This window comes from Mycobacterium sp. NGS56 (assembly GCF_059812425.1).
Genome location: NZ_JCALCQ010000017.1, coordinates 12,565 through 37,876 on the forward strand (window position 1 = coordinate 12,565; position 25,312 = coordinate 37,876).

The following is a 25,312-nucleotide window of genomic DNA, read 5'->3' on the forward strand; positions in this document are numbered from 1 at the left end:
CGCTACCGCGGCGGTTCCCACCGATCGCGGTAGCGTTCTGGCCATGTCAGATTCGACGTCTCCCCTTCTTAACAGGCGGATCCTGGTCACCGGCGGCGCCACCGGCATCGGCGCTGCCGCCGTCGGAGTCCTCGCGGCGGCGGGAGCCAAGGTCGCGGCGACTCATCACAAGACACCACCACCGGACGGCCTCGCCGCCGAGTGGTTGCAGTGCGACGTGCGCGAGGCCGAGGCCGTCTCGGCGATGGTTGGTGAGGCAGCGCGACGCCTCGGTGGACTCGATGTGCTGGTGAACGCCGCGGGGTTGTGGCAAGCGGGGATTCCCGGCTACATCGGCGCCGACGAGATCTCGTTCCTGTTGGACACCAACGTCAAGGCGACAATCCTCACCAACCAGGCTGCCTATGCGGTGATGAAGGACCAACGACCCAAGGGCGGTCGCATCATCAACTTCGGGTCATCGGAAGCCGTGATGGGCAGCCCGATCTCGGCCGTCTACGCCGCGACCAAGGGAGCGGTGCAGGCGTGGACGCGGTCGGCCGCCAAGACCTGGGCTTCCGACAACATCACCGTCAACGCCCTTGCGCCCGCGGTGCAGACGCCGGGTGCCGACCGGCTGCGCGATTTCCTCGGACCTGACGCCGCGGCCCTGATCGACCAGCAGATGCAAATGATGATCCCGCTCGGCGGCACCTTGGGCGATCCCGCCCGCGACCTCGGTCCGATGCTGGCGTTCCTGGCCGGACCCGGGTCAGGGTTCATCACCGGTCAACTACTGGCGGTGGACGGCGGCCTGATGATGGTGGGGGGATAGGCAGCCCACGGCCTTGGCCATGATGGCCAATCACACTGAACGACAATAGCTTTAATCGCTATCCTTCGACTTGGCCGGCTGACCGCCGCGACGCCGGCGACCGGGGATGCGGATCGACCGTGACCGTGAGACCGCGCGCCGATATCCACGCGCCCGGTTCCGAAGCAGGATCAGCGACCTGTGCAACTCAAAAAGCATGGGGCAATGATGGCGGTTGAATGCGAACAGGATGGCTATACGCGCGGTCCTCGATCGGGAATCCTGGGCGACACAGGAGGGAAGTTTCCACAACACGAGGGGGTGCACGGCGTACGGCCGCGGCCCGGGCAGTCGCGGTTTCGTCGGCGGGCACGAGGTCGGAGCTCGGCCGCCCGGTAGCATAAGACGGACCGTCTCGTCTCGTAGGGCGCGGTGAAGTGAGGATGAATCCGACGGATGGCTGACGACACGATTCAAGCGCTGCTGCGCAAGCGTTTATCGGATCCTGGAGTCGCGGTGAAATACCGTGACCTGCAGTGGACTTGGCGTGAGTATCTGGCAGGCGCCACGACGCGGGCCGCCGCCCTGCTGGCCGCCGCCGACCCACAACGGCCGATGCACATCGGCGCCCTCCTGGGGAACACCCCCGAGATGGTCAGCCAGATGGCGGCGGCCGGGCTCGGCGGATACGTCCTGTGCGGCCTGAACACCACGCGGCGCGGTGCGGCGCTGGCCGCCGACGTCCGGCGCGCGGACTGCCAGTTTGTCGTCACCGACGCCGAACATCGGCCGCTACTGGACGGCTTGGATCTCGGGCCGACCCAGATCCTCGACTCCTCGACACCGCAATGGAGCGAATTCCTCGGCGCCGCAGGGGAGCTGAAACCTCACCGCGAGGTCACCGCGATGGATCCCTTCATTTTGATCTTCACCTCGGGGACGAGCGGAAATCCCAAGGCTGTGCAAGTATCACACCTCATGGCGACGGTCGCCGGCCTCAACCTGGTTCAGCGCTTCGCCCTCACCGAACACGACACCTGCTACGTCTCGATGCCGCTGTTTCACTCCAACGCGGTCGTCGCCGGATGGGCGCCCGCGGTCTGCTCCGGTGCCGCCATGGTGCCCGCGAAGTTCTCGGCGAGCGGTTTCCTCGACGACATCCGCCGCTACGGCGCCACCTACATGAACTACGTCGGGAAGCCGCTGGCCTACGTCCTCGCCACCGCGGAACGCGACGATGACGCCGACAATCCCCTGCGGGTGGCCTTCGGTAACGAGGCCAACGACAAGGACATCGACGAGTTCGGCCGCCGCTTCGGTGTTCAGGTCGAGGACGGCTTCGGCTCCACCGAGAATGCGGTCATCGTCATCCGCGAGGAAGGCACCCCCAAGGGTTCGATCGGCAAGGGTATGGATGGGATCTCGATCTACAACAGCGACACCGTCACCGAATGTGCGGTGGCCCGGTTCGACGCCGACGGCGCGCTCGTCAACGCTGACGAAGCGGTCGGCGAGTTGGTCAACACGGCGGGTTCGGGTTTTTTCACCGGCTACTACAACGACCCGGACGCCAACGCCGAGCGTCTGCGCCACGGCATGTACTGGTCCGGCGACCTGGCCTACCGCGACGCCGACGGCTGGATCTACCTGGCCGGACGCACGGCGGATTGGATGCGGGTGGACGGCGAGAACCTGACCGCGGCGCCGATCGAGCGAATTCTGTTGCGCCACAGCGCCATCAGCCGGGCCGCGGTCTACGCCGTCCCGGACGGTCACGTCGGTGATCAGGTGATGGCCGCGATCGTGCTCAACGACGACCACAGCCTCGCGCCGGAAGAATTCGCGGCGTTCCTGGACGCGCAACCCGACCTGTCCCCCAAAGCCCGCCCGCGCTTCGTCCGCATCGCGGCCGACCTGCCCAGCACCGCGACGCACAAGATACTCAAGCGCGAGTTGATCGCGCGGGGAACCGAGGTCGGGGCGGGAGAGACGTTGTGGGAGCGCGAACCTCGGGGGACGGCTTACACGGCTAGTAGCGATCGCAAGGGCGGCACAGCCGGGCGCAGCGGGTCGCTACCAACGGCTAGTAGCGATCGCAAGGGCGGCGCAGCCGGGCGCAGCGGGTCGCTACCAACGGCTAGTAGCGATCGCAAGGGCGGCACAGCCGGGCGCAGCGGGTCGCTACCAGCAGCTACGCGCGGCTCCTCGGTACCCGGCGCCGGATCTGACCCTTCGACCGCCGCACCCGCTTGACGGGGTCTCGGGTGGTGCCGCCGGCGATCTCGTCGCGCAGCTGCGAGATGTTGGAGATCTCCGCGTACAGCCCGCGGATCGCATAGTCCAATACCGCGAAGGAGTAGCGCTGCGCGGGGTCATCGGTGATGCCGAGATCGATCGAGCGCTGGCGCGACCACAGCGCCTCGTCCAACCGGGCCCGGGTCGCGTCGAGGTGCCGGTCCAGGACGTCGAGGACATGTTCGGGGTCCTGGCCGCGGGCCAACCACGTTTTGAGGATGACGGGGTGTTTGATGACCACCCGGTCCTGACCCGGGAAGTGCTGGACCCAGCGGCGCAGCGCGTCGAGGCCGGTATCGGTGGTCTCGTACAAGGTGATGGCTCGCTTGCCGGATTGTGCGCCGGTCTCGCTGACCATGCCCCGCGCCAGCAGGCGGGTCAGCTCCCGCCGCACGTGACTGACCGACGGTGACCAGTAGAAGTGGCCGACCGACAGTTCGGCGCGCATCTTGATTTCACCGGCGGTGAGTTGTTCGTCGTTGGCCGCCAGCACGCCCAGGACCAGGTAGGCGGTGACCGGCAGGCCGTTGCTGGTTCTGGGGTTCACGAACTGTCCGTTTCCGCGGAGGTGAAGTACGGAAGGGTCACGCCGGGGCCGACGCCGTGGAACTCAACGCGCACCCGCATACCGATATCGAGGTCTTCGGGTGTCACGCCGACTACATTGGTCAGCATCTGATAGCCCTCGTCCAGGTTGATGATCGCCGGGGCATAGGGCGATTCGAATTCCGCCGTCACCGGCCGATAAACGACTGTCCAGCTGTAGATCTCGCCGCGGCCGCTGCCCTGCCGCCAGCTGATGTCCTCCGAAAGGCATTGCCGGCAATGCTCGGTCGGCGGGAAGTTCGCCGATCCGCAGGCCGCGCAACGCTGGTAGCGCAGCTCGTGTGATCGACATCCTTCCCAGAACGGGCCGCTGACGTGGCTGCTCGCGTGCGGGACAGGCCCGTTCTGGGGCCGCAACGGATCTGAAGTCACCGTGGTTCATCTCCCAGAATCAGGACCGTCGTGAACAGGGCCCCCGCTCCCCCGTTGCTGCACAACGCGATATGGGCATCGGGGACCTGCAGGCCGCCGGCCTGACCGCGCAGCTGCTGCACCGCGCGGATCGCCCTCTGCATCATTTGCGGATTGGCCCCCGCATGGCTGAACGACATGGTTCCCCCGTCGGTGGTGATCGGATGACTGCCGTCGATCGCGATGTGGCCGTCGGCGACGAACGGGCCGCCCTCGCCGTCGCCGCAGAAGCCGAAAGCCTCGAGTTGGCGGATGATTTCGAACGAGAACGGGTCGTAGAGTTCTAGCACGTCGACGTCGTCGCGGCGCAACCCGGCGTGGTTGAACGCGCACTCCGCGGCGCGCCGACCCACCACACCGTTGACGTGATCGCCGCGCCGGCCCGAAAGGTCATATGCCGGTGGGTGCTGGTAGGACGGGCCGTGGAAATCCGCCCCACTGCCCAGCACATAGATGGGTCGGCCCGCAACGTCGACTGCATCGACGTTCGCGACGACGAGGGCGCACCCTCCTTCGGAGGTGGTGGCGCAATCCAAGAGATGGAACGGATCGGCGACGGGCCGCGACGCGGTGATGTCGTCCGGGCCGAACGGCCCCCGGTCGTAATAGACGGCTTCGGGATTGCGGGAGCCGTTGTTGCGGATGGTCGCTGCCACCATCGAAAGTTGTTCGCGCGTCGTGCCGTAGACATGCATGTGCCGCCGAGCGATGAGCGCGAACTCAGCGGCGGTGAACATGCCCCAGGGAGCGACGAATTCGTTTTCGGGCCGGGTCCAGGGGGCGGTGGCCTCGTGGTCCCGGTACTCGCCGGCCTGGGCCGCGACCAACACCACCACGTCGGCCATGCCGTGCTCGATGGCGGTGACCGCTTCGGTGATCATGCCGACACCGAAGGCCAGGCCCTGCCAGGCCGGTCCGATACGCAGGTCGTAGACCAACGACGTCGACTGCGGGCTGGCGCTGATGCCGTCGACGTCGTCGAGAGTCAGGCCCGCATCATCGAGTGCGCCCAAGATCGCCTTGATCGCCAGGCCGCGCGAGGTTTCGCCCTCCAGGCGGCGCCCCTGCCGGGTGTTGTGTACTCCGACGATCGCCGCGGTGCGCTTCGCCGCCGTCACTGACATCCCATTCCGTTCCAGCCCTTCAATTTTCGTCCGCGACGACACCCAAATACGTGCCGCGGACTTCGTATCGACGCCCGTCGCGGGTGATGGTGCCTATCGTCGTGGCGCGCGCGTCACCCTTTCCAACGCCGGCCACCGAACCGGTTCCCACGACATCGATGCGCACGTCCACCGGCCGTGCCGTCTGTGGATCGGTGATCTCGACGACCATCGCGACCGCGCGCTCGTCGTCGTCCCATTCGACGCTGGTGATGCGGTGGCGGGCGGTCAACTCCATCACCACGGAGTCCTGGCGCAGCAAAAACCGCACTGGCGCACACAGCTCTCCGGCCCGGGGCGGCACGCACAGGCTGACCGCCATGTCACAAACCCGCCGGCCGGGCGCTGACAGTTCCGGATTCCCGCAACGCGGAAAGGTCGGCCCGGCTGTGCCCCAGGACCTCGGTCAGCACTTCCTCCGTGTGTTGGCCGTAAAGCGGCGGTATCCGCCGGATCCAGCGCCGCGGCCTGCCGAGGAATGCGAAAGGCATTCCGGTGCACAGAAAGGAGCCCGCAACGGGATGGTCGACCGTCTCCCAGAAGCCGCGGTCTCGCAGCTGCGGATCGGTCAGCAGCGCCGCGGCCGGTGTGACGCGCGCGGCGGCCACCCCGGCGGTTCGCAGCGCATCGACGGCCTCGGCCACCGACTGCCCTGCGGCCCAGGCGCCGATCAGTTTGTCGACGTCGTCCGCCCGCTCCGCCCAGCCGGTTTCGTGCAGCCCGGGTTGCCCGAGAAGGCCGGCCAGCGATGCGCGGGCGACGTCATCAATCGCGGCCAGCGCGACCCACTCGTTCTCACCGCGGCAACGGTAGACCCCTTGGGGGCACGCCCCCGGACCGCGGTTCCCACTGCGGCGCATCGTAATTCCGTTGCGGGAATACTCGACCAGCATTTCGGCCGCCACGTTCAACGCGGCCTCGACCATCGTCGACTCCACCTGCATTCCGCTGCCCCCGCGGTCGCGGATCACCAGCGCCGCGACTGCGGCGAAGGCGGCGTGCAGGCCGGCGATCGGGTCGCACACACCGCGCGGGATCACCGGGGGGCCGTCGGCGTGTCCGGTCATCCACGCCATGCCGGTTGCCTGTTCCATCGTCTGGGCGAAGCCGACCCGATCACGCCAGGGGCCATCGAGGCCGAATGCGGGCATCCGCACCATGATCGCGCGCGGGTTGGCCGAACGCACCGCATCCCATTCCAGGCCGAAGTTCGCCATCACTCGAGGGGAGAAGTTCTCGATGACGAGATCACTCGCGGCGATGAGCTCGAGCGCGAGCTTTCGTCCGGCATCGATACCCAGTTCGATGCTGACGCCGCGCTTGTTGTTGTTGCTGCACAAGAACACCGGGCCCCATTCCCACCATTGGTCCCAGTCGAGCGGGCGACCGGCGGAGAACCTCATGCCGTCAGGGCGGCGCACGCCCTCGATCTTGATGACGTCCGCGCCAAGGGCGCCCAAAAGTTGGGTGGCGACCGGGCCGGCCCAGAAGGCGGTGAAGTCGGTGACCCGGACGCCGGACAACGGCAGTGCGTCGGCGCTGTCAGCGTGCGGCGACTCGGGACGCGCGGGCCATCGCACGCGCCCGTTATCGGCACCGAGTTGCGGCGCTTCGGCCGGCACCCCGGTCTTTATCGCGTCGCTGCGATACGGCACCCGCGGCGCCAGCACCCCGGCCGGCGATTCGACGAACACCCCGCGTTCGACGAAGTGGTCGATCTTGGGGAGCATCTCCGGAGTCGCGATGGGGGCCACCGGAATCCGGAAGGCCACGGCGAGATCGACGATCTCTTGGGTCGTCCGGCAGCCGGTCCATTCGGTGACCATGCCCAGGAACTCGTCGCGGCGCTCGACCCGCCCGGCGAAAGATGCCAATTCGGCGTCGTCAACCAGATCGGCGCGGTCGATCATCACCAGAAAATCCTGAAACTGTTGCGCGGTGATGGTGCAGAAGCCGACCATACCGTCGGCCGTCGGGACGATCGACGGCAGCTCCAAACTACGCTCGTGCAGCAGCGAATCGGCGCCGAGCACGCTGGCCGACATGGCGGACAGGCCGCCCATGGCGATCGCCATGGCCTCGTATGTCGAGACGTCGATGACCTCGCCGCGACCGCTTCGGGCGGCATGCCGGGCTGTCGCGGCAGCCACCGCGGCCGCGAACGTACCTGCCAGCCATTCGCCGAGCCGGCCGCCCGCCTGGACGGGCTCGTCGTCCGGCCAACCGCGGCCGGCGATCGATCCGCACAACGCTTGGAGGATGAATTCGTTGGCAACAACCTGATTTTCGACGTAGGGACCGGTGGTGCCAAATGGCGTGACGGCAACCACCACGGCCGACCCGGCGGTGTGTGCCGTGATGGCATCGAGCGTCCATCCGTCGGTGAGGTCGGTGACTATCAGGTCGGCGCCGGCCAGCAGCGAGCCGATTTCGGCCTGACCATGATTCACGACGGACTTCTTACCCGCAGCCAGATAGCCGAACAACGCGCCGGGCGGTCCGCCGGCCGACCAGCCGCGCACCGCGTCTCCTAGGGAGGACTCGACTTTGACCACGTCGGCACCGGCGTCGGCGAACATCTTGCCGCAGTATGACGCCGCCAGGCCGTTGCACAACTCCAGCACGCGCCAGTCTGCGAAGGGCGCCTCGGCTGCCACGCTCAGTTGCCCAGAGTGGTGGCGCGGCCCGCGATACCGGACGCCTCAACCGTTCCCGGCGACTGCGCCAAGACCTGTGCTTGCAGGGCGAACTGGGTCATCCGCGTCCACGCGTCACGATCGCGCTGGCTGGCCTGGCGGCCGACATGAGTGACCACGTCGACGTCGGTGGCCTGCGCGCGCAGGTAACCGGCCCGTGCTTGCTCCTTCGGGATGTGCTGGAACGGGTCGAATGAGTATGCGGCCATGGCATTTCGATGTGTGATCTTGTCGATGACCGAGTCGTCGAGGTGGCCCATGGTGGCGACGATGTCCTCCGGTGCGAAGGGCCAGTTGCTGTCGGAGTGCGGAAAGTCGGACTCCCAGCACAGCATGTCCTCGTTGAACCAATTCATGTTTCGCACACCGACTTTGTCGCTGATGAAGCAGGTGTAGAAGTGCCGCTTGAATACATCGGTGGGCCCGTCGTAGCCGGGCGGGAAGGTCGCCAGCGTCCAGCCCGAGTGCCGGTTGTAGACGTGCTCGGCCCGCCAGAGGAAGTACGGGATCCAGCCGACGTCACCCTCGGTCAGCGAGAACTTCAATTGCGGAAAGTCGGCCCAGAACTGGGCCCAAATGAGCTCGGTGAACGTGAACATGCTCATCATCGACGAGGCGGTCATCTGCACACTGGGCGGCGCATCGGTCGACACCTGCGGAGACCGCGACGCCGATCCGACATGGGTGCACAGCACCGTGTTGCTTTCGCAGACGGCCTCGAAGAGCGGGTACCAGTACTCGGTGTGAATGCTGGGCATCGCCAAGGCCTCTGGATTTTCGGAGAACGTGACGGCGTGACAGCCCTTGTCGGCGAGTCGTTTCACTTCCTTGGCGGCCTCGGCCACGTCGAACAACGGCAGGATGCCGCACGGGATGAATCGGCCCGGGTACGCGCCACACCATTCGTCGACATGCCAATCGTTGTAGGCCTTGATCATCACCAGGTTCGTCTCGCGGTCGGGGCCCTGGTTGAGTACCTGACCTGAGAACCCGGTGAAGTTCGGGAAGTTCAACCCCGCCAACTGGCCACCGGCGTTCATGTCCCGCACCCGCTCGTCCACATTGAAGCAGCCCGGCCGCATCTCGTCATAGCGTGAGGCGTCGATGTTATACATCTCGCGCGGTTTTCCCGCGACCGCATTCAGGCCCATGTTGCGTCCGCGGATCTCGCCGTAGTACCACTGCTGGACGCCGTCGGGCTCGAGCACCACCCGGGGGGCGCGGTCCTTATATGCGGCGGGAACGTGTGCGTCGAACATGTCGGCGGGCTCGGCGATGTGATCGTCCACGCTGATCAGGATCAGATCGTCCTTGTTCATGCCGCGCTCCTCGGTCGACAGTCCGCGACTAGTAGATAATGGTACGCATCACAGTGTCAACCAGGACTCCGCGCATCGGCGACGCCACTCGACCGTTATTACGCTGGGACACAATCGCGCAGGCCCCGCGCAGATCCATCGTCGCGCCAAAACGGATCTCTCGGGCGGCATGTATATACGGACTATTAGTCAAACTGATCGCGCCTGGTGCGAACTCTCGGCGCGATATGTCTCGATACCAATCACTATTGCGTGCCACCATGGGGCATGACCGGGCCCGGAAGGTAGCGGAAGTTGAGCATCAATAAAGCCGCGCGTCCGACCACCGCCGACGTGGCCCGATTGGCCGGGGTGTCGACCGCCACGGTCAGTTATGTGCTTAACAACGCGCAGGGCCGCCGCATCTCCCCGGGAACCCGGGACGCGGTGTACCGCGCGGCAAAGCTCTTGGGTTACCGGCCCAACCTCGCCGCCCGTAACCTGGCTCGCGGCAAAAGCGGTGTGGTGCTCTACGTGGTGCCCCATGTGGCCGTCGGCGAGATGCCGATGCAGGCCGGCAGCCGGATGACCACCGCGCTGGCCCGCGAGGGCTTTCTGCAAGTACAGATTTTCGAGACCGACGACGACCAGCACGTGGTCGATGCGATCGAGAATCTCGACCCCGTCGCGATCACCAGCCTGTTCCCGTTGAGCGCCGCCGCCCGCCAAGCGGTGACCACGGCGGGCATCCCCCATATCGAGATCGGAACATTGCCCGCGCTCAAGGATCCACATCTGTCGGTGGGCGAGATGCGTGTCGATCACCTCATCGAGCGCGGACATCGCCGAATCGCGTTCGCCTACACCGGAATTCCCCGATGGCGCCCGCTGGGCGACTACTGGTTCGAGGGGATTTCGCGCGCGGCGCGGTTGCGCCGGCTGCCGACGCCGCGGGTCGCCGAGGTCACCCTGGACAACGCCGCCGAGGTGGTGACCGGCTGGGTGGGCGACGGGGTGACCGCCGTGTGCGCGCAAAGCGACGAAATCGCCTGCCTTGTCCTGTACGGCATTCACCAGGCCCGGCTCCGGTGCCCCGGCGACCTCGCGGTGATGGGCGTCGACGCCAGCCCGATGGGCATGGTGAGCACACCGCCATTGACTACCGTGCAATTCGATCCCTGCGCAGTCGCCGACGCCGCGCTTGCCGAAGTCTTCGAGCGGCTCGGTCACCCCGCGCAGGCGTCTCCCGAGCTGACCGACATCGCCAATCTGGTGGTGCGGTCGTCGACCTAGTTCAGTCAGCGGGCTCGTAGCGAAGCAGCGTGACCTCGTGCTCCGGGTAGTCGCAAAACACGGGCTTCACCCGCATCCCCACCTTGAGGCGGGATGGGTGGACGTTAACCATCTCGGTGGAAAACCTTGGGCCTTCGTCCCATTCGACGATGGCGAGCAACTGGGGCACGGCATCGGCGAAGTGCGGGCTGACCGGCCGGTGGGCCACCGTGTAGGAGTACAGCGTGCCCGTTCCGGAGATCTCGCGCCACTCCAGGTCGTCGGCCAGGGTCCGGGGCGCGCGCACCCGTGGGTAGAACACGTAGGCCTGCAGCGACGGCGAGTATTGGACGACGATGCGATGCTCGCTCAGTGCATCCCAAAACGGTGCGCTGGTAGGCGTTTTCACCGGCATCGGCCGTTCGAACTTCATCTGTCAGTCCCCCTGCAGAATCAGCGTGGTCTGCTCGGACAGGATGCCGCCGTTGCCGGACACGAAAGCCCGGTTACAGTCGGCGACCTGCGCGGCACCCGCGCGGCCCATGATCTGGCGAGCGGCATCGCACACGTGATGCATGCCGCCGGCCAAACCCGCTTGCCCGAAGCCCAATTGCCCGCCGGCCGTGTTGAGCGGGAAGTCACCGCGGAAGGTCATGTCGTGGTTGGCGACGAATTCCATGCCCTTGCCTTTCTCGCAGAAGCCGGCGTCTTCCAGCGATAGCAGGACGGTGATGGTATAGCAGTCATAGATGGAGACCATGTCCATCTGTTGACGGGTCAGATCGGTCATGGCGAACGCGGTGTCCGCCGCTGCGGCGATCGGGGTGTTGAGCAGATCCTCGGCATACGTCGGGGTCTTGAACGGGACGTGTTCGCCGAATCCCTTGATCCACACCGGACGATTGCGCGACCGCTTGGCGACGTCCGCGCTTGCGACGACGACGGCCGCGCCGCCGACGCAGGGCATGACGATCTCCAGCATGTGCAGCGGGTCCGCGATCACCGGGCTGGCCAGCACGTCGTCGACGCCTAGCGACTTGTACCTCCAGATCGCGCCGTCGGTATGGTTGGCATTCACCCGCTGGTCGACGACGATCTTGGCCATCGCGCGCTCGTCGTAGCCATAAACAGCGGCGTAGCGCTGCGCCACCTGACCGTATGGCCCGTTCTGGCCGAGGTTGCCGTAGGGGATCTCGAATTCCGCTTGGGGAGAGCCGTATTGGTTGCTCGACGAGCCGAAATACAATGCGTCGCCATAGGCTTTGGGCTTCTTACTGGACATCGGCGTGATGTAGCGCGCGGGCAGCGCGCACAGGACGGCGTCGCAGATCCCCAATTCGATGGCCGCGGCGGCGCGCCACACCATGGCGGCGGCGCTGGCACCCCCCAGATCCACATGCTCGGCGAAGCGCGCACCGACACCGAGGTATTCGGCGATCGTCGAGGGGACGAAGATCTCAGACTCGGCCAAGTGTGACGCGGCGATCCCGTTGACGACGTCGCCCGGCAGACCCGCATCATCGAGCGCGGCGGCGCCCAGTTCCGCCCATTGTTCGAGGACGAACGGCGCGGGCGCGGCGTTGTTGAGCCGCTCCGGCGGCAGCTCGACGTATCCAACGATTGCGGCTTCGCCACGTAATCCCATGCCGTGCCTTACTTTCGGGGTAGGCCGAGAATCATCTGTGCGATGATGTTCAACTGGATCTCTCTCGTTCCACCGCCGATCAACTCGGCCGGCAGATGCAAATAGGGCTCCACGACCGCAGCGTCGGGGTCGTCGACCATCGCGACTTGCCCGGTCAACTGCAGCGTCGCCTGGAAGGTGCGCCGCAGCAACACGTTCATCGCGACCTTGGCGATGCTGGACGCCGGACCGGACGCCTGGCCGTCGAGCAGTCGGATGGTTTCCCGCACCCCGAGCGCTCTGATCGCGTTGGTGTAGGCGTCGAGTTCGCCGAGCGCGCGCAACGCGTCGTCACGATCGGGTCCGGCCTCAGCGGCGAGCCGCCGCAGCGCGACCGCCCGGTCGAACTTCACGTATCCGCTGATGGCCGAACGCTCCTCGGCCATCGTGGCGATGGCGAGGCCCCAACCATCGGTCGGCCCGCCCAGCAGCATCTCGTCGGGAACAAAGACGTCGTCGAGGAAGACTTCGTTGAAGTGCGCCTGCCCGGTCGCGGTCTTGATCGGTTGGATCTGAACCCCGGGAGATCGCATGTCGAGGATGAAATACCCGATGCCGCGGTGCCTGCTGGCTTCGGGGTCGGTGCGCGCGAGAAGCGCACCCAGGTCGGCGTACTGCGCCAGCGACGTCCAAATCTTGTGGCCGTTGATCCGCCAGCCGCCATCGACCTTGGTGGCCCGGGTGGTCAGCGACGCGAGGTCGGAGCCCGCTCCCGGCTCACTGAACAGCTGGCACCACAGGATGTCGCCGCGTTGCGTCGCCGGAATCAACCGCTCCTGCAGTTCTTTTGGCGCGGCCGCCAACACCGAGGGCAGGATCCATTCGGCGATGTTCAACGATGGCCGAACCAGCCCGGGTCGCTTGGCGAACTCCTCGTCGATGATGAGCTGTTTCAACGGATCCGCATCGACACCCCACGGCGCCGGCCAGTGCGGCGCCATGAGACCGGCGTCGGCGATCAACGTGCGTTGCGGCCCGGTGGCGAGGTGCTCGTAATTGCCGTGCGGTGCGGGTTTGTCGTTGCGTAACTGCATGGCCGCATCCAGCGTCTCGGCCACCCACGAGCGGAATTCCGATTCCGCGTCGCCGAGGTCGACCGACATGTCGCGCGTCTGGGTGCACGTGAGCCGCCCCAGCCGTCGCGCCCAGCGATTCGCCGGACCTATGGATCCCGCCAGGCTGATCGCCCGCCGCCAGTACAGGTGCACGTCGTGTTCCCAGGTGAAGCCGATGGCGCCGAGCATCGTCAGGGCGTCGAGCACCAGGTCCGGGATCGGCGAGATCGCGATGACAGCCGCGCCGGCGGCGGCGATTCGGTGCTGGTCGAGTGGTTCGTCCGCGGCGCGTATCGCGTCCCAGGCGGCCGCGGTGGCCAGTTCGCTGTTGACCAATAGCATTGCCGCGCTGTGCTGCAGCGCCTGGAAGGTGCCGATCACCTTGCCGAATTGCTCGCGGATGCGCAGGTGCGCGGTGACGGCCTGCACACACCACTGGACGATGCCGGCGGTCATGCTGGCGACGAACCCGGCGACCACACAGCGGGCGCGCTCCGCGTCGATGCCGCTGAGCACGTCGTCGTCGCCCGCCCGGCAGTCGCCGAGGCGAAGCGTCCCGGCGTCGGCGACGAGGTCGGTGCCGGCGATGGCTTCGACTGTGGCCGTGGGATTTTCGCGGTCGACGAGAGCCCAGATGACTTCGGAGTCCTGGGTCCGGGCTCCCACCACGATGACCCGCGCCGCGCACACCCCCGGGGTGACCTGTGACGTGCCACTGATCAGCCAGTGCCCGTCCTCGGTTCGTGCCCGCAGGCCGGCGCCGTCATCGTCGTCGGGTAACACGACCGCCGAGGTGATGCCGGACGCGAGGTCACGCAGGAATGCCCGTGCGCCCGGCGTCGGATCGGCGAGTAAAGCGACCGCGCCGGCGGCCACCGTCGCCAACAGCGGTCCCGGCAGTAGTGACTTGCCGGCCGATTCAAGGACGCATGCGGCATCGATAGGCCGTCCACCCTGGCCGCCGAGATCTTCGGGCAGATGCACCGCATGAAAGCCATTGGCGACGAATGCATCCCACCATGGGGGTATTCGTCCGGCCGCAAGGTCGTCGAAGCTGTTGCGCGTGGCGGCGATCGGAGCGTTGCGGGCTGCGAATTGCGCCACGGCGTCGCTGAGCTCCTGCTGCTCCGGGCTCAGTCCCAGGGTCACGACGGCAGCCGAGAGATGACTGGCGCTGGCCGCACGAGCTGCCATCCTTTCGCGTCCGATGGCGGCGACCCGCCGCGCCCGGCCCTTGGGGCCGTCGCTTGCGATTGCCGCGTCACAAGACGGACCGTCTCGTCTTGCGGAAGACTACCGGCGCGAGTCAGGATATGTAAAGCGCACACGATCACCGGCTTTCGATCTGAGTTCGCGGAAGCGAGGACCACGGGATGCCAACCGATCTGAGCGGCGTGAACGCGCAAGCGGGTTCGCCCAGGAGGCGCAGCGAAAAGTCCCGCACGGCGATCGTCACCGCCACCCGGGAACTGCTCCTCGAGCGCGGCTTCGACGGGCTGACCATCGAGGCCGTCGCCGCCCGCGCCGGTGTGGGCAAGCAGACCATCTACCGCTGGTGGCCAACCCGCCCCGCGCTGGTCGCCGACGTCATGCTGGAAGATGCCGACAAGCTGCTCGCATCGGTCCACCACAGCGGCGACCTCAGCACCGACCTGGTCGGGTGGGTCGGCAAACTGTTCGCAAGCCTGACGACGCCGCGGGGTTCGGCCATGCTTCGAACGCTGACCGTCGCCTGCATGGAACATGAGGACACCGCCGTCAAACTGCGCGCCGGATTCAGTGCCCCGCTGCACGGCAGCGTGCGGGCCCGGCTGCTGGCCGACGGCATCAACGAGGCCATCGCCGAATCGGCGGCGGACGCGATCGTCGGCGGCGTGGTCTACCCGATTCTGTCCGGAGCGCAACCATATTCACGACGGCGCGCCGAACGGACCACCCGGCTCATCGTCGAAGCCCTCACCGGGACCTGACGGTCACGGTTCATCCGCAGCGTATCGATGAGCTTGCCGGCGTGGCTAATTCGCGGATTTCGGTTTCGACCTCGGTGAAGCCGCATCTATGGCGATTCGACCGCGGGCCGCGCGCCGACGCCGGGCAGAAGTTGGGCCATTTCCTCGCCTCTCACCCCTCGGACGGGGGGCGCAACCGGTACACCAGGTCGGACCCGGGGCTGGCCGCCGCGGAGGTACGCGAGCCGGGGAGCGCCTACCAGGACCGGTACGGGGTGTCGACCGAACAGCTGCGCAGATTCGGCCCGCGTCGAACACCGCTGCGGCGCTTGATGTCTGCGAGCGGAGTAGGCTCGCCGACAAGGCGACGGGAGCGGCGATGGACGACGATTGCCTGAAGCTCACCACCTATTTGACAGAGCGCAGGCGGACCGGGAACAGCTTTGTCTCCGATGTTCTGCTCGGCTTGTACGCACAGCATCGGATCGCTTGCGGTGTCCTGCTACGCGGCATCGGCGGGTTCGGCACCGGTCACCATCTGCGTACCGACGAGTCCCTGACGCTGTCCGAGGATCCCCCGGTCGCGATCATCGCGGTGGACACGAGAAGGAAGATCGAGGCCCTGCTCGACCCGGTGCTGACCATCAAGCAGCGCGGTTTGGTGACCCTGGAACGCGCTCGGCTGCTCCACGAAAACATCGGGGCGCCGACGCAGGCCCAGGATCTGAGCGGCGCCGTCAAGTTGACGATCTACGTTGGGCGCAAGCAACGCGTCAACGGCTCACCCGCCTACATCGCCCTGTGCGATTTGATGCACCGGCGCGGCCTTGCCGGCGCCACGGTGCTGCTCGGCGTCGACGGCGTCGCGCACGGAGAACGCCAGCGCGCCAGCTTTTTTGGACGCAACGCCGACGTCCCGATGATGATCGTCGTGGTCGGATCCGGTGAACGGATCGGTCGCGTGCTACCGGATATCGGCGAACTGCTGCGCAGGCCCCTGTTCACCCTCGAACGGGTTCAGGTGTGCAAGCGCGACGGCCGGTTCCTGGAGCGGCCGCACGCTCTGCCCGGCGTCGACGAGCGCGGCCTGCCGCTTTTCCAGCAAGTGACGATCTACACGTCCGAGTCGGCACACCATCGCGGTGTGCCGATCCACCGCGCGATTGTGCAGCGGCTGCGGCAGACCAAGACCGCCGACGGTGCGACTGTGCTACGCGGCGTCTGGGGTTTTCACGGCGACCACCCGCCCCACGGTGACGGACTGTTCTCGCTGACGCGCCGGGTGCCCGTCGTCACCATCGTGATCGACACGCCGGCCAACATCGCCGAATCCTTTGCCATCATCGACGAATCGACCCAACACGAGGGCCTGGTGACCAGTGAAATGGTGCCCGCTCTGGTCTCTGACGAAGGCGATCCCGGGCCGCCGCGCATGGCCCGGCACCGTTACTAGATCAGCCGGCGACGGAGGCGTCGTAGATCGACTGGATCGCCTGGTCCAGGGTGGCGTTGAACTGCTCGTCGGACTGGTCGACGGTGAGGCCCTCGGTCAGAGCCCGGCTGAAGCTGGCGATCAAACCGGTGTTCTTCGCCAACAACTCGTTGGCTTCCTCACGGGAGTAGCCACCGGAAAGGGCAACCACCCGCATCACCTTCGGGTGCTCGATGAGGGGACGGTAGAAATTGACCTCGGTGGGCAGGCTCAGCTTGAGCATGACGCGCTGGCCCTCGGGCACGGAGTCGAGCTGCTTGGTGATCTCGTCGCGCAGGATGCCCTCGGCCTCGGCCTTGTCCGAGATCGAGATGGTGACCTCGGGTTCGATGATGGGCACCAGGCCGTGCGAGAGCACCTGGTGGGCCAGCTCGAACTGCTGGGCGACGACGGCCGCGATGCCCTTGGGGTTGGCGCCGCCGATCACCGACCGCTCCTTGGTGCCGAAGACACCCAGCCCGGCGGCCCGGTCCAGCAGCTCATCGAGTCCCGGGATCGGCTTCATCAGCTGGACGTCGTCGGACGCCTCCGCCAGACCCTTGTCGATCTTGAGGAAGGGCACCACGCCCTTGGTCTCCCACAGGTAGGTGGTCGACGGCTTGCCCGCGATGTCACGATCCATCGTCTGCTCGAACAGAATCGCGGCCAGCACGCGGTCACCGGTGAACGCCGGAGACGTGATGATCCGCGAGCGCATCTGGTGGATGAGGTCGAACATCTCCTCCTCGGAGGAGTATGCGTTGTCCTCGATGCCGTAGAGGCGCAGCGCCTTGGGGGTCGAACCGCCGCTCTGGTCGAGCGCCGCGATGAATCCCTTCCCCGACGTCATCCGTTCCGCTTGCTGCTGGTTCGACATTGAACTCTCCCGGTTCCTCATGGCCCTCACGGGCACCGCGCGCCCGGCCAATGCCCGCGCACTCAAGTCTGAATCGTGCCGATCATATTCGGCCACCTCGAGCCCGGGCAGACAGGCCGTCAGACTGCGATTTCTTCCTCAGCGCCGGTCTGGCTGGCGAGCTTTGGTGCGCCAGAGCGCCATGCGGTCGAGGAGGCGGTCACGCAATACGAGCGTGTGGAAGAGTACCGCCGTCACGTGCGCGGTAAACGCGAGGAAGAGCAGCAGCGCGAAGGCGCTGTGACACTCCCGGAGCACCGCGAAAAAGTCGATGTTGCGGGGCGCGATGCGGGGTAGCGCGACGGGCCCGAGCAGCGTGAGCGGGAATCGCGAAGCAGAAATCATGGCCCACCCCGTCACCGGCTGCACCAGCAACAGGCCGTAGAGCAGGTATTCCGACCACGTCGCGATGCGGCGTTCGGCCGGGCTCATGGTGGCCAGGAAAGCCGGTGGCCGGTGCCTGAGCCGGTTCGCCAGCCGGACCAGCGCGAACACGAGAATCAGCAGCCCCAGCGGCCGATGGATCGCCAGCAGGAGCGGGTAGTAAGTCAGCGCGGCGATCATGGTCACGCCGATGAGCAATTGCGCGATGACCATCGGCGCCATCAGCCAGTGCAGAATGCGCGACGGCAGGGTGAATCCGGCCGGGGCGGTCGCAAGCGTCATCGGAGGACCGCCTCGACGTCGACCGCGCTGGCTGTTTTGGGCTCCTCGGCGCGGCGCGTGAACGAGCGGGCATAAACGGCGGATCGCGCAGCGAGCAGCGGGTCGTCGGAGGCGGCTATGCCGTCTGGTAGCACCAGCGGGTCGAAGTTGACGTCGCGGGCGTTTCCGGCGTCTTCCGTCTGGACCGCAGAGATGGTGATGGTGCCGGCATCGATGGTGCGCCGCTCCGCGGGCCAGGGTTTGGTGGCGTCATTGGTCGCGTCGCCCGGCTCGCCGATGGTGAGGACCAGCCGCCAGTTCAACGGCGTGTGTGCCAGCGCATGGATGAGGGCGTCGAACAGGTAATCCTTGGCCGGCGGCCCGGATGGCGGGACCGCCACGTCAACGCCTTGCTGGGGAATCGCCGACCAGCGCACCGGCACCGTCGCGCCGGCGGCGTTGGTGACGTGGAAGGCGTTCAACGCGTGAAACGCGCTGTCGGCGAACCCCGTGCTCGGCGGTGCCTGCTTGATCAAGCGCATGGCCGCCGCGGTCTCCGGATGACGCCGCAGGAAGGCGGCCATCTGTTGCGGGTCGGGCTTGCCCGTGTCCGGGACCGTTTTGGATGCGAGCAACCGGTCGTAGAAACCCTGAGGCGTGCTGTCCGGAAAGACTGGGATGTTGACCATCGCGGTGCGCCACTGCTGGCCCATGGGCCCGTCGAACAGCAAGCCCAGCCCGCGGACGGTGTCGAGCTTGTCGGCCTGGTCGGGCAGCCCACCGGACAGCGAGAACCGGCCGATCACGGGAACGCTGCCGCGCCCGAAGACCGCGGCCCGGCAGACCGCCGCCGCCGCCCCGTTGCTGACGAACGTCCCGGTGGCGCTCAGCCCCTTGGCATGGTTTCGCCGGAATCCGTCATGGCGGCCGTAGACGTGTTCGAAACGATCCGCGAACCGGGGCGGCGTCAGAGCGCCGGGGCGCAACCAGCCGCCGGCGTACCCGAAGCCGCCCACGTCGGCCGCGGCGACTCCGGCTACCGCGCCCATGCCCAGTAGCGCACGCCGGCGATTCAGCGCACCGAATTGCGACCCGGTCGGCGCGGTCCCAGGGGGGCCGCCGGGCGGCTCGCCCGCGTATTGCCCGCTGGCGCGATCACCGGGCCCCACAGCCCACCGCCCTTACCGTTTGCGCAGGCCAGGCCACACAACGAGGAGACGAAGCCGGTGACAGCAGTTCACGCACGGGCCAGCGGCCCGTGCAACTTTTGCGTGACCCGTTGCGCACATCCGGACTACGTCGGGGCGCCCGAAATGGTTCAGCGTTTTGAGCGTGGTACACCGCGTGGCCTACCATTGACTAAACACTTGTAACCGTTCTCCATTTAGTAGCGCAGATCGACGGGGTGCGTCTCCTCGCTAGGCAAGCGTGTTCCCGAGGGGTTGAATCCACAGCCCCCGGATATGGCAGTGGCGGTTAAAGCTAGCGGTGTCCCGCACGGGACCGAATGTGAGTGATAGAGCATGGGTGAACAATCCGGCGATTTTGTCGATCCGACCGCTTTTGAAGTGGGCAAACACCAGGTAGATCAGGCGGTTGTGCTCACCGTCTCGGGCGAAGTCGACATGCTCAGCTCGCCGCTGCTGGCCGATGCGATTCAGACCGCGGTGGCCACCAAGCCCGCAGCACTGATCGTCGATCTGTCCAAGGTCGGTTTTCTGGCCTCGGCGGGGATGACCGTCCTGGTGACCGCGCAGGCGGAGATCGAGCCGCCAACCAAGTTCGCGGTGGTCGCCAACGGCTCGGCCACCAGCCGGCCGATCAAACTGATGGGAATCGACAGCGTCCTCTCGCTCTACAGCAGCCTTGACGCTGCGCTGAGCGGTATCGCTGGTGAGTGAGCCTCGACGCAGTGACGACGCAACTGGGGACGATGGGCCGCTCCGACCAGCCGCAGAACGTGTCCAATGTCGATGACCGATCGCGCTTCGTCCGGACGCGAGTAGCCTCCGACGCGCGCAGCGCCGCCCGGACCCGCGCCGAGTTCGCGGTGTGGCTGGAACGTTATTTCTCGCTCGACGACGACCGCTTCAGTGATCTGCTGCTGGCGGTGAACGAGGCGATCGCCAATGCCGCGGAGTTCGCCTACGTCGACGCCGCAAAGCGCGGGACGGTCGCCGTCCGGGCAGCCTACGACGGCGATTCGGACACCCTGTCGGTCTCGGTCGACGACCGCGGTCGATGGCGACAGAAAAAGCCGCGGCTATATCAACAGCAGATGCGCGGCCGCGGCATCCCGCTGATGGAAGCGCTCGCCGACGACGTCATCATCGACCGCACCCAGCAGGGCACCCGTGTCACGTTGACGTGGACCGGCCTGGCGCGTCCCACCTGTAAGGCTTGATCAGCACTGCCCCGCCGGTGCCCGCCGGGAGATTCGTCGATGCCCAGTTGGCCTTGTGCTGCAATGGGATTCATCGCTGAAACGGGCAAGGCGCACTCTGCTCGCGTCCGACACCCAAGCCGCACATCGCGGCCCGTACCATCGCCGGCATGCAACCGAGCCGCCGGTGTGAAGCGCGCGGCGCCGCGGCCGGCCCGCAAGTCAGGATGGATGGCCATGAAAACTTCGCTGGCGCAAGCCTTTTCTATCCTGGGTCTGGCCGCCCACCTCGGCCGCGGTGCGGGCCGGGTGGCCACCGACGCGGTAGTGGGTTCTCGATTCGGCCTGCCGCGGACGATCGAAGGCATCGACCCCGCGGTCCTGTCCCGGGTGATGGGAACTAGGGTTCGGTCGGTCCGCGTCCTGAGCCGGGACGCGGGGACCTCCTCGCGGGGCCGGCTGGTGCTGACCGGCAAGAACGTGCCCGATTCGGTGTTCGTCAAGCTCGCGGCGCAGAGCGCGGCCACCCGGCTGATCGGCGAACTCGGACGTCTGGGACACACCGAGGTGCGGTTCTACCGCGACCTCGCGCCGCAGGTCGTCGGCGTCCCCTACTGCCACGGCGCGGCGTTCGACGCCTGGACCGGCCGCTATCTGCTGGTCCTGGAAAACCTGCCGGCCGAGTCGTGTGAGTTCCCGGACACCTTGCATCCGTTGTCGGCCGATCAGGCCAGCCTGGTCATCGAACTGCTGGCCGACCTGCACGCCACCTTTTGGGGCCGGCTGCCGCGCGACGGGCGCGGCCCGATGGGCTGGCTGTACACGCCGTCCGGCGATGCCACTTCGTTGTTGACCGGTTCGCTCATGCACTCCTCGATCAAGCGTCTCGCCGAGCGCATTAGTATTCCGGTCGCCGACGGCGGCTTCATCGCCGACAACTACCGGGCCGTCGCCGCACTCATCGACACTCCGCCGCACACCGTCATGCACGGTGATGCCCACCCGGGAAACATCTACTTCCAGGGCGGCAAGGCCGGGCTGCTGGACTGGCAGGCGGTGCGCCGGGGACACCCGTCGCGCGAATTGGCCTATACCCTGATCACCAGCCTGACGCCGGAGGATCGGCGGACCAACCAGCGCGAACTTCTCGACGCCTACCGGCGGGCACTGATCGCGGCCGGCGGCCCCGAGTTGGACCGCGACGACCTGTGGCTGCGGTTTCGCCAGGGCGCGCTGTACGCGTACGTCGCCCCCTTGATCACCGCGGGCATGGGCGGAATGCAGGCGGAGAACATCGCGATGGAAGGCGTGCGACGCGGAGTCGCTGCGCTCGACGATCTGGAGACCGTCGCCGCCCTGAAGCGCTCGCTGTAGGACCGAACCAATTCGGCTGAGGCTATTGCCATCGTCGCGCCAAGAGTTACGCTACGTACCGTATCGAAATGCTGCGCGTCTCAGTGCTCAGCCCTCCGGAGACAGCCCACGGCGGCGAAGAGGAGTCTCATGTTCGACCTGAAGATCATCGGTGGAACGGTCGTCGACGGCACGGGCGCGGAACGCTATCAGGCCGACATCGGCATCAAGGACGGCAAGATCGCCGACATCCTCCGCCGCTCCGCCGACGGCCCCGCGATGAGCGGGGAGGCGGCCGAAACCATCGATGCGACAGGCCATGTGGTGGCCCCCGGCTTCGTCGACATCCATACCCACTACGACGGCCAGGTGAGCTGGGACAGCCTGCTCGAGCCGTCCAGCGGCCACGGTGTGACCACGATCGTGACCGGCAACTGCGGCGTCGGCTTCGCCCCCGTGCGGCCCGGCAGCGAACAGTGGCTGATCGAGTTGATGGAGGGCGTTGAGGACATCCCCGGCACCGCGCTGACCGAGGGCATCACCTGGGGCTGGGAAACGTACCCCGAGTACCTCGATGCGATCGGGAAGCACAACTACGCCGTCGACGTGGGCAGCCAGGTCGCGCACGGCGCGATCCGCGCCTACGCCATGGGCGAGCGCGGCGCCCGCAACGAACCGGCCACCCCCGACGACATCGAGGCGATGGGCCGGCTGGTTCGCGAGGCGATCGAGGCCGGGGCGCTCGGGTTTTCCACCTCGCGCACGATGGGCCACCGCGCTATGGACGGCGAACCGGTTCCCGGCACGTTCGCCGCCGAGGAGGAACTGTTCGGCCTCGGCCGCGCCATGGCCGCCGGCGGTCAGGCGGTGTTCGAGCTGGCCCCCCAAGGGGCGGCGGGCGAGGACATCATCGGGCCAAAGAAAGAACTGGACTGGATGCGTCGGCTCAGTGGCGAGATCGACCGCCCGGTGTCCTTCGCGCTCATCCAGGTGGATGCCGATCCGAAATTGTGGCGCGAGATGCTGGACCTTTCGGCGGACGCGCACGCCGCGGGCGCCCGACTGTACCCGCAGATCGCGGCTCGTCCGTTCGGCATGATGATCGGCTTCCAGGGGCATCACGGTTTCAGTCATCGGCCCACCTATCGCCGGCTGAAGGCCGAGTCCAGCCGCGACGAGCTCGCGCACCGGTTGGCCGACCCCGCCGTGAAGGCGGCGATCCTCTCCGAGGACGACCTGCCGCCCGACCCCACGCTGTTGTTCGATGGGATGTTCGCACTGGTGCAGCACTCGCTGGGAAGGCTGTACGCGCTCGGCAATCCGCCGGACTACGAGCCCAGGCCGGACCGCACCGTCGCGGCCATCGCCAAGGCTCGCGGCGAGGATCCGTTGTCCACGCTGTACGACCTCATGCTGGAGTCCAACGCGACGTCCATGCTGATGCTGCCGCTGTTCAACTACGCCGACGGCAATCATGACGCGATCCGCGAGATGATGTTGCACCCCGCCGGCGTGCTCGGACTGTCCGACGGCGGCGCCCACTGCGGGATGATCTGCGACGCCTCGTATCCGACGTTCCTGCTCACCCACTGGGCGCGGGACCGGCACCGGGGCGAGAAACTGTCGCTGGAGTATGTGATCCGCAAGCAATCTCGCGACACCGCTCACCTGTTCGGCCTGACCGACCGCGGCACCATCGAGCCGGGCAAGAAGGCCGACCTCAACGTCATCGACATGGATGCTCTGACCCTGCACCCGGCGGTGATGGCATTCGACCTGCCCGCGGGTGGCAACCGAATCCTGCAGGGCGCCAGCGGCTATGCGGCGACCATCGTCAGCGGAACGGTGACGCGGCGCAACGACGTCGACACCGGCGCGCGGCCCGGCCGACTGGTCCGCGGAGCGCGTTAAGAACTCCTCGATGGCCACGAAGGCCGGCAATCCGGCGCGAACCCGAGACGAGGATGCCATCGGCACCCCGCCGGAAGGCCCGACGCTGGTGCCCGCCGAGCGCTACTACTCCCCCGCGTTCGCCGCGCTCGAGGCGCAACGGATGTGGCCGCGGGTCTGGCAACTGGCTTGCATGGTGGACCACGTCGCCGCGGCCGGCGACTACTTCGAGTACCGGTGCGGCCCGTATGGGGTGCTGATCGTTCGTGACGACAACGGGACGCTGCGCGCGTTCCAGAACGTCTGCCGGCATCGCGGCAATTCGCTGTGCACCGGATCCGGTTCGGCTCTGCGCGAACTCAAATGCGGCTATCACGGTTGGACCTGGGACCTGGGCGGCGCTCTCAAACGGGTGCCCGACCGCAAGGGCTTCGGCGCGTTGCGGATGTCCGATTTTCCATTGATATCGGCCCGCGTCGAGACCTGGGCCGGGCTCGTCTTCGTCAACCTCGACCCGGGCGCGGTCTCGTTGTCCGAATACCTGGAGGCGGTGCCCGACGACATCGCCTGGTGCCACCTGGAGGATTTCCGCTGCTACGCCACGCTGACCGTCGAGGTCGACGCCAATTGGAAAACCATCGCCGACGGGTACAGCGAGACGTACCATATCCAGACCCTGCATCCCGAACTGCTGCGCTGTGTCGACGATATTCATGCGCCGCAACAGATTTGGGGCCACACCGGGAAATCCGATCAGCCGTACGGTGTGCAAAGCCCACGCTTTGACGGCGCGCTGAGCGACGAAGAGGTCTGGAATGCTTACGTTGAGACCCAGGGCGCGCTGATGGGCGTCGCCGAAGGCACGCCGTTCCAGGCGCGGGAGTCCGGCCAGACCGTTCAGGACCTAATCGCCACGCGCACAAGGGCATTCGCGGCCGAGCGCGGCGTCGATCTCGCCTGGGCCGATACCGATCGCATCACCCGGCTGCACCAGTACAACGTGTTCCCGAACATGACGTTTCTGACCAACGCCGACCACCTGACGATCATGTGCTCGCGGCCCGGACCGGATCCCGATCACGGCGAGATGGTCATGTTTCTGATGATGCGGATGCCACCCGGTGCGCCGCACAACAAGCCGACGGATATGCGAACGACCGCCGGGGAGGCCGAACCGGGCCTGGTGCTTACCCAGGACATCCAGCTGCTCGCAGGCTTGCAGCGCGGGCTGCACCAACCAGGTTTCACCCACCTGGTGCTCTCCGGCGAGGAGCGGCGCGTGATCAACATGCACCGCAACCTGGAGCGCTACCTCGACCTGCCCGAGTCCGAGCGCATGACCGGCGGCGGGTGTTGCTGAGGGTCTCGGGGTAGCGGGTCGCCGGCCGCGATGTCCACGACGCGGTCGCCAGCCGGATAGCGCGAACGAACC

General features: G+C 66.9%; 21 protein-coding genes and 2 pseudogenes. 11 read left to right on the forward strand and 12 right to left on the reverse strand.

The genetic code is table 11. The features are described from left to right. Nucleotides 1-43: 43 nt before the first annotated feature. Both AC5Y4F_RS25010 and fadD1 read left to right on the forward strand, forming a co-directional pair. Complete coding sequence (locus AC5Y4F_RS25010) at nt 44-814, forward strand: SDR family NAD(P)-dependent oxidoreductase (RefSeq protein ID WP_499999251.1); 771 nt, start codon at nt 44-46, stop codon at nt 812-814. 435 nt (nt 815-1,249) lie between these two features. Then, nucleotides 1,250-2,830, forward strand: a pseudogene (gene fadD1, locus AC5Y4F_RS25015) (fatty-acid--CoA ligase FadD1); the annotation flags it as partial. A gap of 154 nt (nt 2,831-2,984) precedes the next feature. Here the strand turns inward: fadD1 and AC5Y4F_RS25020 are convergent. The 6 genes from AC5Y4F_RS25020 to AC5Y4F_RS25045 are packed head-to-tail and all read right to left on the reverse strand — an operon-like array spanning nt 2,985 to nt 9,283. Then, complete coding sequence (locus AC5Y4F_RS25020) at nt 2,985-3,635, reverse strand: PadR family transcriptional regulator (RefSeq protein ID WP_067930838.1); 651 nt, start codon at nt 3,633-3,635, stop codon at nt 2,985-2,987. Beyond that, nucleotides 3,632-4,066 carry a Zn-ribbon domain-containing OB-fold protein gene (locus tag AC5Y4F_RS25025; RefSeq protein WP_499999254.1) on the reverse strand — a complete coding sequence of 145 codons (435 nt, stop codon included), beginning with the start codon at nt 4,064-4,066 and terminating at the stop codon, nt 3,632-3,634. Before AC5Y4F_RS25025 ends, AC5Y4F_RS25020 begins: the two co-directional genes overlap by 4 nt. Continuing rightward, the gene (locus AC5Y4F_RS25030) at nt 4,063-5,229 is read right to left on the reverse strand and encodes a thiolase family protein (RefSeq protein WP_067930833.1); all 1,167 of its coding nucleotides are present in this window, start codon (nt 5,227-5,229) and stop codon (nt 4,063-4,065) included. The genes AC5Y4F_RS25025 and AC5Y4F_RS25030 overlap by 4 nt, the downstream gene beginning before the upstream one ends. Before the next feature lie 19 nt (nt 5,230-5,248). Continuing rightward, nucleotides 5,249-5,590, reverse strand: coding sequence for a hypothetical protein (locus AC5Y4F_RS25035; RefSeq protein WP_067930830.1), 342 nt, complete (start codon nt 5,588-5,590; stop codon nt 5,249-5,251). Between the two features lies 1 nt (nt 5,591). Further along, nucleotides 5,592-7,925, reverse strand: coding sequence for a CaiB/BaiF CoA-transferase family protein (locus tag AC5Y4F_RS25040; RefSeq protein WP_499999257.1), 2,334 nt, complete (start codon nt 7,923-7,925; stop codon nt 5,592-5,594). Between the two features lie 2 nt (nt 7,926-7,927). After that, complete coding sequence (locus AC5Y4F_RS25045) at nt 7,928-9,283, reverse strand: amidohydrolase family protein (RefSeq protein ID WP_499999259.1); 1,356 nt, start codon at nt 9,281-9,283, stop codon at nt 7,928-7,930. Between the two features lie 294 nt (nt 9,284-9,577). Here AC5Y4F_RS25045 and AC5Y4F_RS25050 point away from each other — a divergent pair, with 294 nt between their 5' ends. After that, nucleotides 9,578-10,555: a LacI family DNA-binding transcriptional regulator gene (locus tag AC5Y4F_RS25050; protein ID WP_067930823.1), complete on the forward strand. Its 978-nt coding sequence runs from the start codon at nt 9,578-9,580 to the stop codon at nt 10,553-10,555. Nucleotide 10,556: 1 nt separating this feature from the next. Here the strand turns inward: AC5Y4F_RS25050 and AC5Y4F_RS25055 are convergent, their stop codons facing one another. The 3 genes from AC5Y4F_RS25055 to AC5Y4F_RS25065 are packed head-to-tail and all read right to left on the reverse strand — an operon-like array spanning nt 10,557 to nt 14,422. Beyond that, a complete protein-coding gene (locus AC5Y4F_RS25055; protein ID WP_499999264.1) occupies nt 10,557-10,967 on the reverse strand; it encodes a Zn-ribbon domain-containing OB-fold protein in 411 nt (136 codons plus the stop codon). A 3-nt stretch (nt 10,968-10,970) separates the two neighbouring features. Continuing rightward, nucleotides 10,971-12,179, reverse strand: coding sequence for a thiolase family protein (locus tag AC5Y4F_RS25060; protein WP_067930815.1), 1,209 nt, complete (start codon nt 12,177-12,179; stop codon nt 10,971-10,973). A gap of 8 nt (nt 12,180-12,187) precedes the next feature. Then, nucleotides 12,188-14,422: an acyl-CoA dehydrogenase family protein gene (locus tag AC5Y4F_RS25065; protein WP_499999266.1), complete on the reverse strand. Its 2,235-nt coding sequence runs from the start codon at nt 14,420-14,422 to the stop codon at nt 12,188-12,190. 224 nt (nt 14,423-14,646) lie between these two features. Here AC5Y4F_RS25065 and AC5Y4F_RS25070 point away from each other — a divergent pair, with 224 nt between their 5' ends. The 3 genes and pseudogenes from AC5Y4F_RS25070 (at nt 14,647) to AC5Y4F_RS25080 (ending at nt 16,675) form a co-directional block, all read left to right on the forward strand. Beyond that, nucleotides 14,647-15,243: a TetR/AcrR family transcriptional regulator gene (locus tag AC5Y4F_RS25070; RefSeq protein WP_499999268.1), complete on the forward strand. Its 597-nt coding sequence runs from the start codon at nt 14,647-14,649 to the stop codon at nt 15,241-15,243. A gap of 92 nt (nt 15,244-15,335) precedes the next feature. Further along, nucleotides 15,336-15,518, forward strand: a pseudogene (locus AC5Y4F_RS25075) (sulfotransferase family protein); the annotation flags it as partial. Between the two features lie 83 nt (nt 15,519-15,601). Beyond that, on the forward strand, nt 15,602-16,675 hold the full coding sequence (locus AC5Y4F_RS25080; protein ID WP_499999273.1) for a DUF190 domain-containing protein: 1,074 nt from the start codon (nt 15,602-15,604) through the stop codon (nt 16,673-16,675). Between the two features lies 1 nt (nt 16,676). Here AC5Y4F_RS25080 and AC5Y4F_RS25085 read toward each other — a convergent pair whose 3' ends face one another. The 3 genes from AC5Y4F_RS25085 to AC5Y4F_RS25095 all read right to left on the reverse strand — a co-directional run bounded on the left by AC5Y4F_RS25085 (nt 16,677) and on the right by AC5Y4F_RS25095 (nt 19,423). Then, nucleotides 16,677-17,570 (reverse strand): fructose bisphosphate aldolase, encoded by an 894-nt coding sequence (locus AC5Y4F_RS25085; RefSeq protein WP_067930889.1) that lies wholly within the window; start codon nt 17,568-17,570, stop codon nt 16,677-16,679. A gap of 138 nt (nt 17,571-17,708) precedes the next feature. Further along, a complete protein-coding gene (locus AC5Y4F_RS25090; RefSeq protein ID WP_067930802.1) occupies nt 17,709-18,275 on the reverse strand; it encodes a cytochrome b in 567 nt (188 codons plus the stop codon). Beyond that, nucleotides 18,272-19,423, reverse strand: a complete 1,152-nt coding sequence (locus AC5Y4F_RS25095) for a catalase family peroxidase (protein ID WP_369829666.1) — start codon at nt 19,421-19,423, stop codon at nt 18,272-18,274. The genes AC5Y4F_RS25090 and AC5Y4F_RS25095 overlap by 4 nt, the downstream gene beginning before the upstream one ends. A gap of 354 nt (nt 19,424-19,777) precedes the next feature. Here AC5Y4F_RS25095 and AC5Y4F_RS25100 point away from each other — a divergent pair, with 354 nt between their 5' ends. From AC5Y4F_RS25100 to AC5Y4F_RS25120, 5 genes are all read left to right on the forward strand, one after another. Then, nucleotides 19,778-20,155: an STAS domain-containing protein gene (locus AC5Y4F_RS25100; protein WP_067930796.1), complete on the forward strand. Its 378-nt coding sequence runs from the start codon at nt 19,778-19,780 to the stop codon at nt 20,153-20,155. Between the two features lie 59 nt (nt 20,156-20,214). Further along, a complete protein-coding gene (locus tag AC5Y4F_RS25105; protein ID WP_082947447.1) occupies nt 20,215-20,658 on the forward strand; it encodes an ATP-binding protein in 444 nt (147 codons plus the stop codon). A gap of 216 nt (nt 20,659-20,874) precedes the next feature. Beyond that, nucleotides 20,875-22,011 carry a phosphotransferase gene (locus AC5Y4F_RS25110; protein WP_499999277.1) on the forward strand — a complete coding sequence of 379 codons (1,137 nt, stop codon included), beginning with the start codon at nt 20,875-20,877 and terminating at the stop codon, nt 22,009-22,011. 129 nt (nt 22,012-22,140) lie between these two features. Next, nucleotides 22,141-23,901 (forward strand): N-acyl-D-amino-acid deacylase family protein, encoded by a 1,761-nt coding sequence (locus AC5Y4F_RS25115; RefSeq protein ID WP_499999280.1) that lies wholly within the window; start codon nt 22,141-22,143, stop codon nt 23,899-23,901. A gap of 10 nt (nt 23,902-23,911) precedes the next feature. Further along, nucleotides 23,912-25,240, forward strand: coding sequence for an aromatic ring-hydroxylating oxygenase subunit alpha (locus tag AC5Y4F_RS25120; RefSeq protein ID WP_067930791.1), 1,329 nt, complete (start codon nt 23,912-23,914; stop codon nt 25,238-25,240). The last annotated feature ends 72 nt before the right edge of the window (nt 25,241-25,312 follow it).